This window comes from Pseudomonas fluorescens, assembly GCF_902498195.1.
GTDB classification, from domain to species: Bacteria; Pseudomonadota; Gammaproteobacteria; order Pseudomonadales; family Pseudomonadaceae; genus Aquipseudomonas; species Aquipseudomonas fluorescens_BU.
Map to the genome: position 1 here is coordinate 1 of NZ_CABVIY010000033.1, position 509 is coordinate 509.

The following is a 509-nucleotide window of genomic DNA, read 5'->3' on the forward strand; positions in this document are numbered from 1 at the left end:
GCTATGGCGAGGGCGTGCTGATGAAGGGCTCGCAAGTAGAGAATTATTACAACTCCGTAACCGGGTCCTGGGGACTACAAGCAGGCGCCCAGTCGTATGGCTATGCGGTTTTCCTGATGACCGACAAAGCCGTGGATTTTCTACGTAAAACCAAGGGTTGGGAAGTCGGCGTAGGACCCACCGTTGTAGGGGTTGATGAAGGGGTGGCGAAGAATCTGTCCAGCACGACAGTGAAGCACGATGCCTATGCGTTCATATTCGACCAGCAAGGGTTAATGGCCGGGGTCAGCATCGAGGGAACGAAGATTTCCCTGATCAAGCGCTGAAAGCCTGTCCTTCAAGGGGTCTGTCTCCTCTACCAAGGCGTCTTGTGTACCGGGCAAGACGCCCCTTTTGGACAGGATGCACGGCGAAATTCCTGGATTGTTGAGCGCTATCACCGTCCTCGCCAAGAGGGGGCCTGATGAATCTTCTAACCCGATGTAAGGGTGCATGTATTGCTCTGGTGC

Annotated in this window: 1 protein-coding gene; it reads left to right on the forward strand. The window is 54.6% G+C overall.

Going from position 1 to position 509, the window contains the following annotated elements:
* Positions 1 to 326, forward strand: a 326-nt coding sequence (locus F8N66_RS31400; protein WP_263597747.1) for a YSC84-related protein, incomplete at its 5' end; no start/stop codon positions are given.
* Positions 327 to 509: the final 183 nt, after the last annotated feature.